This window comes from Halobiforma nitratireducens JCM 10879 (assembly GCF_000337895.1).
GTDB classification, from domain to species: domain Archaea; phylum Halobacteriota; class Halobacteria; order Halobacteriales; family Natrialbaceae; genus Natronobacterium; species Natronobacterium nitratireducens.
On the sequence record NZ_AOMA01000042.1, the window covers coordinates 1 to 7,343 of the forward strand.

General features: G+C 67.0%; 10 protein-coding genes. 3 read left to right on the forward strand and 7 right to left on the reverse strand.

The features are described 5' to 3' along the window. On the forward strand, window positions 1–357 hold a 357-nt coding region (locus C446_RS03105; RefSeq protein ID WP_006671606.1), incomplete at its 5' end, for a Gfo/Idh/MocA family oxidoreductase. A gap of 81 nt (window positions 358–438) precedes the next feature. Here the strand turns inward: C446_RS03105 and C446_RS03110 are convergent. From C446_RS03110 to C446_RS03135, 6 genes are all read right to left on the reverse strand, one after another. After that, a complete protein-coding gene (locus C446_RS03110) occupies window positions 439–726 on the reverse strand; it encodes a DUF5808 domain-containing protein (RefSeq protein WP_006671607.1) in 288 nt (95 codons plus the stop codon). Between the two features lie 107 nt (window positions 727–833). Then, complete coding sequence (locus C446_RS03115) at window positions 834–1,475, reverse strand: pyroglutamyl-peptidase I family protein (protein WP_006671608.1); 642 nt, start codon at window positions 1,473–1,475, stop codon at window positions 834–836. A gap of 48 nt (window positions 1,476–1,523) precedes the next feature. Then, window positions 1,524–3,143 (reverse strand): bifunctional N(6)-L-threonylcarbamoyladenine synthase/serine/threonine protein kinase, encoded by a 1,620-nt coding sequence (locus tag C446_RS03120; RefSeq protein WP_049919999.1) that lies wholly within the window; start codon window positions 3,141–3,143, stop codon window positions 1,524–1,526. Next, window positions 3,064–3,390 carry a serine/threonine protein kinase gene (locus C446_RS03125; protein ID WP_006671610.1) on the reverse strand — a complete coding sequence of 109 codons (327 nt, stop codon included), beginning with the start codon at window positions 3,388–3,390 and terminating at the stop codon, window positions 3,064–3,066. Before C446_RS03125 ends, C446_RS03120 begins: the two co-directional genes overlap by 80 nt. 16 nt (window positions 3,391–3,406) lie before the next feature. Continuing rightward, entirely contained in the window at window positions 3,407–3,541 is a 135-nt protein-coding gene (locus C446_RS03130; protein ID WP_006671611.1) for a 30S ribosomal protein S27ae, read from the reverse strand. Continuing rightward, entirely contained in the window at window positions 3,542–3,862 is a 321-nt protein-coding gene (locus C446_RS03135) for a 30S ribosomal protein S24e (RefSeq protein ID WP_006671612.1), read from the reverse strand. A 513-nt stretch (window positions 3,863–4,375) separates the two neighbouring features. On the opposite strand from C446_RS03135, the gene C446_RS03140 reads away from it, so the two are divergent. Then, window positions 4,376–5,518, forward strand: coding sequence for a PQQ-binding-like beta-propeller repeat protein (locus C446_RS03140; protein WP_338034961.1), 1,143 nt, complete (start codon window positions 4,376–4,378; stop codon window positions 5,516–5,518). Between the two features lie 131 nt (window positions 5,519–5,649). Next, the gene (locus C446_RS03145) at window positions 5,650–6,384 is read left to right on the forward strand and encodes a hypothetical protein (protein ID WP_006671613.1); all 735 of its coding nucleotides are present in this window, start codon (window positions 5,650–5,652) and stop codon (window positions 6,382–6,384) included. A 53-nt stretch (window positions 6,385–6,437) separates the two neighbouring features. Here C446_RS03145 and C446_RS03150 read toward each other — a convergent pair. Further along, the coding region (locus C446_RS03150; protein WP_006671614.1) for a WD40/YVTN/BNR-like repeat-containing protein at window positions 6,438–7,343 on the reverse strand (906 nt) is incomplete at its 5' end.

The window sequence follows — 7,343 nt, forward strand, 5'->3', positions numbered from 1 at the left end:
CGCTGTGAGGACGATCGCACGATCTCGCTCGAGGTGACGTGGGCCGCAAACCAGGCCGAAACCCAGGAGTTCGTCGCCCGTGGGACCGACGCAGGTGCCACACTCGAACTCGGCGGCGAGGCGTTGACGCTGTACCGCAGCGGGACACAGGGCACCGACCACAACCTCGACGCGACGCTCACCGAGGGATCGATCGACGATACCGGCTGGGAGGGCAGCGACAAACGGTTCCTCGAGGCCGTCGCCGAAGGACGGCCGCCCGAATTGAACACTGTCGAACAGGCGCTGACGGTCCAGCGCGTGATCGACGCGATCTACCGGTCGGCCGAGCGGGGGTCGTCGGTGTCGCTCGAGTGAGCGACTGCAGTCGCTCACACTGGATCGAACGGGCGGTCGAAAAACCCGACCGGCTACCGTATCCGATCAGATCCGTCGATCTCAGTCGGTAGAATCCTCGTCGACGATGACCTCGACGGGTTCGTCTTCGGCGGCCTCGTCCGCGCTCGCGGCGCTTTGTTCCTGTTGCCAGAGGAGGAGTCCGGCGACCCCGAGGACGATCCAGGACCGCCAGTTCGCGAGGTTTAGCGTGTAGCCGATCCCGAACGGTTTCTCGACGAGCATTCCCTCACCCGGCTCCCAGTGAGCCGAGAGCATACGGCTGATGCTCGGTCGTTCGAAGTTGTACGGCACTCCGAGGATCTCACCGGAGGTCGGTTTATCTGCCATGTACGGTGATACGTCCTCCCCTGACAAGAGTATTGTGTGCTCGTCTCGGCGACAGAGAGACGTGGACTTCGGTCCGTTCGCCACCCGTTCTGTCGCTTCAGCGACCGTCACTCGAGGGCGTCGACGGCGACCGACAGTCCCTCGCGAACGCCGCGGGCCATCGCCGCAAGCGCCATGCTCGGTTCGCCCTCGTCGCGTCTCGCCGCCGCCTCGTGAGAGAACGGTGTGTGAACGAACCCGACGCGGAACTCGCGGTCGCCGGTTTTGGCGCGGTGACGAGCAGCGTAGAGAAAGTCGTTACAGAGGTGCGTGCCGGCGTCGGTCGACAGCGTCGTCGGGACGCCTGCCCCCTGCATCGTGGACTTCATCTCCCGAAGCGGCAGCGTCGCGAAGTAGGCGTTCGGCCCGTCGGTGTCGACCGGTTCGTCCGTGACCTCGCGGTCGTCGTTGTCCGGCGTCCCCGCCGTATCCCGCAGGTTGATCCCGACGCGCTCGAGCGCGAGCGCGTTCCGACCGGCCGCGAGTCCGAGCCCGCAGACGATATCGGGGTCGTGCTCCTCGAGGAGCGCCTCGAGTTCGTCTTCCATCTCGTCGAAGACGACGGGGAGTTCGCGGCCGGCGACGGTCGCGGTCGTCCCGTCGCCGCCGATCGTCTCCTCGTCGAGTCGCTGTGCGATCCGATCTGTCGGATTGGTTTCGAACTCGCCGAACGGTTCGTAGCCGGTGACGAGAACGGTGGCGTCGCTCATATCGAACCGTTGGAACCGGTCGGGAAGAACGTTCCCGATTCCGACCGGTCACTCGCCGACGTACCGGCCGCGCCCTTCGACGTCTCGCAGCCGCTCGAGGACGCGCTCGTCGCCGACGTCAACCTCGCGATATCCCTCGCGGACCGCCTCGCGAAGCGGACCAGGCTCGTCAGCGGTGCCGACGAGGCTCTGGTCGAAGACGTGCAGGTCCATCGCGTAGTCCTCGACGTGGTCGGTATGGTAGCCGAGACCGAAGTCGATGAGGTGGGTTCTGGTGCCGTCGACCCGCACGTTACGCGTCGTCGGATCGCCGTGGACGAACCCGGCCTCGTGGAGCCGTGCGAGGTGCCGCCCAACCTCTCGAACTCGCTCGCTCGTCAGTCCTTCCCGGAGGTCGCTGTCACCGACGTACTCGAGTTCGAGCCGCGCCTCGTGTGGGTCCACGTCCGACAGGACGGGCGTGGGGACCCCCTCGCGACGGGCGAGGTTCGTCAGCCGTGCCTCGAGTCTGGTCCGTTCGGTTCGGAGTCGCTCGTCGAGTTTTGGGTGGCGGTACCCCTTCGGCTCGCGGCGCTTCGTCACGCGTCCCGCGTCGGGTTCTATATCGACGGTCGCTTCGGCTCCCTGGACGGTTCCCTCGCCGGCGGTCCGGCCGAGTTCGAGGTCCGGTTCGTCGGCTCGCCACGTCACCGGCACCTGATCCGGCCGGAAGTCGGGATCGACCCGCGAGTCCTCGAGTGCGAGGGTGTCGCCTGCCTCGTACATCTTCGCGCCGAGTACGGCGATCATCCCCGCGTTGTCCCGCAGGAATCGCGGTTCGGGCGCGTGGAACGTGGCACCGCGCTGATCACACATCTCCGCGAGCATCTCCCGGAGCCGACCGTTCTGTCCGACCCCCCCACCCAGCACGAGTTCGTCGCTGCCGGTCAGCGAGAGGGCGCGTTCGGAGACTTCGGTCAGCATTCCGAAGAGATTCTCCTGCAGGGAGTAACAGATGTCCTCGACCGGCGTTCCGTCGTCGTACCGCTGTTTTGCAGCGCTCATAATCCCCGAAAAGGAAAAATCCATGCCCTTGACGACGTAGGGGAGGTCCACGTACTCGCCGTCTTTCGCGGCCGCTTCGACCTTCGGGCCGCCGGGGTGGGACCAGCCGACGTGACGCGTGAACTTGTCGATGGCGTTGCCGACGCCGGTGTCCATCGTCTCGCCGAGCACGCGGTAGCGGCCGTTCCGGTACGCCAGCAGGTGGGCGTTCGCGCCGCTTGCATTGAGACAGACCGGCGAGTCGAACCCCGAGGTATGCCGGCCGATCTCGAGGTGGGCGACCATGTGGTTGACACCGACCAGCGGCACGGAAAGGGACTGGCTGAGCGCGCGTGCGGCCGTTCCGACGGTCCGCAGGCAGGGGCCGAGGCCGGGACCCTGCGAGAACGCGACGGCATCGACGGGAGCCTCTTCCGATGGGGCGTTGTCGTCGTGGGTCTCGCGGGCGTGTGCGAGCGCCCGTTCGACGACTGTCGGGACGGCATCGTGCATGTGCTCGGCAGCCTCACGCGGGGGAATGCCGCCGCTCTCTGGCTGGTAAGCGTCAGTCTCGATAAAAACGTCGTCCGTGTCGGAATCGAACACGGCCGCGCNGGCCGGGACCCTGCGAGAACGCGACGGCATCGACGGGAGCCTCTTCCGATGGGGCGTTGTCGTCGTGGGTCTCGCGGGCGTGTGCGAGCGCCCGTTCGACGACTGTCGGGACGGCATCGTGCATGTGCTCGGCAGCCTCACGCGGGTGAATGCCGCCGCTCTCTGGCTGGTAAGCGTCAGTCTCGATAAAAACGTCGTCCGTGTCGGAATCGAACACGGCCGCGCTTGCCGCCCACGCGGTGCCTTCGATCCCGAGTACTCGAGTGGCGGTGCTCACGACTCGCCCGTATCAGCTATTCCCACTCGGTGTAACCGCACTTGCCACAGTGCTGGCGGTCGCCGTGGTCGGCGAGGAAGACGTCACCACAGCGGGGACACTGCTCGCCGTCGGTGCTCCCGTCGTCGCCGTAGTGGTCGTAGCGAGCCATCTATGCTTCCTCCGCTTCGGCTTCCGCGTCGGCTTCCTCGTCGACGCCGATCTTGTTTCGCTCGAGCATGTGGTCCTGCTCGACGTCACGGGCAGCGTCTGCGCTGTCGTAGACCTTGGCTTCCCCGACGGTTTTTCGCATCCCGAACTTGGTGTCGAGTTTGCGAACGACGACCTCGTCGGCGTCCTTGTTCAGTTTCGCGGCGAGGCTGTCACGCACCTGCAGCCGTTCGGGCGTGGCCTCGTCGTGGGTCAGTTCGAAGGTGACGTCCGTGCGATGCAACATGGGGTTCTCCGATTCGGAGACGATGTCGACGTCCATGATATCACTCAGTTACCCTACTATCCCCGTGTAGCGCCTAAAAGGATTTCGAAGCGCCCACCACCACCGGCTGTCTGTCGTTCGATCGCCGCCCCTTCGTCTCTTCCCGACGAAGGATAAAAGCATTTCCACGAGCCTTCTGAAGGATCGGACCGATGCCCTCCAGACGCCACGTGCTCGCCGGCAGCGCCCTCGGAATCGCGGGTGCCGTCGGCGGCGTTCACTTCCTCAAGCGGCCGGTGTCGCTCGACCACGGAGGCGACCCCGATTTCGACTTCGACTGGCCGATGCCCCGATACGATCCCGCTGGAACCGGTTACAATTCAGACGCCTCGGGCCCCAGAGACGACCCGACGGTCCGCTGGGAGCGCGATCTCAGGGACCTGCAGGGCCCGACGCCCGCCCCGCCGATCCTGTACGGTGAGGCCTTGTTCGTCGTCGGCCGCAGCACGCTGTCCGCTCTCNGACCTGCAGGGCCCGACGCCCGCCCCGCCGATCCTGTACGGTGAGGCCTTGTTCGTCGTCGGCCGCAGCACGCTGTCCGCTCTCGAGCGTGAGGACGGCAGCGTCCGCTTCGAGCGGAACGCCTACTCGCTGCTTTCCTCGCCGACGGTCGCGTCTGCCGAGGGCTACCGGAGCCCGACGCTCGCAGTACGAGGGAACGACGGCGTTCTCGGTCTGAGCGCCAGCGGCGGGTACGCTCTCGCCGGGCAGGGCGTCGGCCTCGAGCGCTGGTACGGCCCCGGCGAGGAGCCCGCGATCAGGACGAGCGCAAACCCGACTCCGCCGTCGCCGGTCGCGGTCGACGGAACCGTCTACGCCGCCCTGCCGGACCTGGATCGGCTCGTCTCCCTCGACGCCAGCAGCGGCCGCCTCGAGTGGCGCTACGAACCCGACCACGGCTGGTCGAACGAACCCAACCGGCCGGCAGTTCGGGACGGAACGGTCTACGCGACCTGCTGGCCCGACATCGTCGCCGCGATCGACGCCGACTCCGGAGAGGTACGCTGGGAGATCGAACTCGAGCCAGCCGAGCCGGACGACGAGCACGACTACCGCGAACTCGTCGCGCCGACGGCGACGGACGCGGGGCTCGTCGTCCCGAGTCGCCGGGCCGTCTCCCTGCTCGATCCCGCCGACGGAAGCCTCGTCTGGGAGTACGAACACGACGGCCGCGTGACCGACGGCAGTGTCGCCGTTGCCGACGGCACCGTCTTCGCCGCGGACGGCGAGGACGCCCTCCACGCGATCGACCTCGAGACTGGGCAGGAATCGTGGACGACCGAGTACGCACACGATACGCATCCGGTGGTCGCCGACGGCGTCGTCTACCTCACCTATTCGGGGTTCAACGAACTGGTCGCGGTCGACGCCGACCGCGGTGAACGGCTGTGGACTCGAGACATCCGACACGGTCCGTCGCAGCCGATCGTTGGCGACGGCGTGCTCTACCTCGCCGGGCACGAGGGTGTCACGGCGCTCGAAGAGGGCGGCGACGGTGGGGGCACGAGCCAGAACCGGAACCGGAACCAGAACCGGAACCGGAACCAGAACCAGAACCGGAACCAGAACCAGAACCGGAACCGGAACCAGAACCAGAACCAGAACCAGAACCAGAACCAGAACCAGAACGCGAACGACCCAGGAGGTGCGTAAGCGTGGGAACCTCGTCTCCCGGATCGGACGATCCGGACCGCCCGGGTTCCGAGCCGTCGGCTGGGACGCGTTCGCCTCCATCTCGAAACCCGAACCCATCCCCGCATCCGGTCACGGCGGCAATCGGCCGCTTGCGACGCGATCCGCTCCTGCTGGTCCCGTATCTCGCGGTCGGGCTCCTCTTCGCCACACTGGACTGGATGCGCCGTCGCGATCCGCTTCCGACCCTCGAGTTCGAACCGCTGCGGGTGGACGGCGGAATCTCGATCAGCGTCGAGTTCGTCGGCTATCCGACCGGCATCCCACATACGTCCGCCCTGCTCGAGTCGTTCGTCGGGCTTCGATTTGGCTACCTGGCGTGGGGGATCGTTTCTTACCTCCTGCCACTGCTTGCGGTCGCCGTTGCCAGCGCGTACGTGCTCCATCGGGCCATCGGAGCCGAACTCCTCAACCTCGGCTCCGGGATGGGAACGTGGGTCGGCTCGATCCTCCCGTTGTTCGGCTTCGTCCTCGCGATGGACTTGTTCCAGCGCCTGTTGGGCTCGATCGCACTCCTGCAGGACATGGGACTGCTCGGGCTCGTCCCCCTGGCGCTCTATTTCCTCGTCATGATCCGGCTCTTCGTAGTCCCGGGACTGCTGGTCCTCGGCTACGCGCCGAGGGAAGCACTCCGGGTGAGCAACCGGCTCACGCGCGGTCGCGGGTGGCTGCTGTTCGGCGTCGTGCTCGTTCTCGGTCTCGCGGCGTGGCTGCTCGCGAGCGTTCCGCTGCCGTCTGCCGGGCCGGTACTCAGTACGACGCTGGTTGCACCCGTCCACGCCCTCGCGATCGTCGTCGTCCTCGAGCGCTCGAACGCTGCCGGCTGACGCGTCGAGCGCCGAGACTGACCGTTTCGATCACGTTCGGCCGTTCGACTCGACTACGACGGGAGTACCGCGATACCGCGGGGTGACTGGCTCTCGAGTTCCTCGTCTAACTCGATCCCGACACGCTCCCAGCTCTCGCCGAAGTCGTCGGTGACGAACAACCCGTGGTTGTGCAGGCCGTAGACCACGCCGCCCTCGCCGGGGGTATCGAACACCGCACGAACGACACCCTCGCCGGTCGGCAGGCCCCGGTGCTCGAGTCGTTCCCACGGCTCCTCACCCGCCTTTCGGTAGACGTACGACGCCGCGCTCTCGGCCGTGTGAGCGTTCATGGCCCCGCTTGCACTCGAGACGAGCACGCGATCAGGGTCGCCGGGATCGCGAGCCAGGCCCCAGCAGTAGGTATGCTCGAGCCCCTCCTGGGGATGCTCCCAGCTCTCGCCGCCGTCGTCGCTTTCGGCGTATCCGTCGCCGGCGGCCGTATAGACTCGCCCCTCGCGGTCGGGATGGGTCGCGAGGGTGTGGTTGTCCCGCCGCGACCCTCCAGGTCGTTCGTGCCAGGTCTCCCCGCCGTCCTCGCTGTAGACGAACGCACCCGCCTCGATCCCCACGTAGAGTCGGTCGGGGTCGGAGGGGTCGACTTCGAGCCAGCGGACGTGGTGGGTGTCCGGTCGCGGCGGGAAGTACCACGCCGCGGCGGAGGGCAGATCGACGAGCCCATCGAGGTGACTCCAGGAGTCTCCCCCGTCGGTGCTGCGATAGATGCGGCTCGGTTCGGTGCCGGCGTAGACGACGTCGGGATCGTGCGGGCTGATCGCCAGCGACGTCACGGCGTCGCTGACGAACTCGTCTTCCGTCCGGAGTCGGTCGAAGGAGTCGCCGCCGTCCGTGCTCCGAAAGAGCCCGTGCTTGAATGTCCCGACGAAGACCCGCTCCGGCGTGGCTGGGGACGCGCCGAC

Bases quoted from the DNA above. Each gene is read 5' to 3' on its own strand.
- C446_RS03110 (WP_006671607.1), bottom strand. From the start codon at position 726: ATGGCAGATAAACCGACCTCCGGTGAGATCCTCGGAGTGCCGTACAAC.
- C446_RS03115 (WP_006671608.1), bottom strand. From the start codon at position 1,475: ATGAGCGACGCCACCGTTCTCGTCACCGGCTACGAACCGTTCGGCGAG.
- C446_RS03130 (WP_006671611.1), bottom strand. From the start codon at position 3,541: ATGGCTCGCTACGACCACTACGGCGACGACGGGAGCACCGACGGCGAG.
- C446_RS03135 (WP_006671612.1), bottom strand. From the start codon at position 3,862: ATGGACGTCGACATCGTCTCCGAATCGGAGAACCCCATGTTGCATCGC.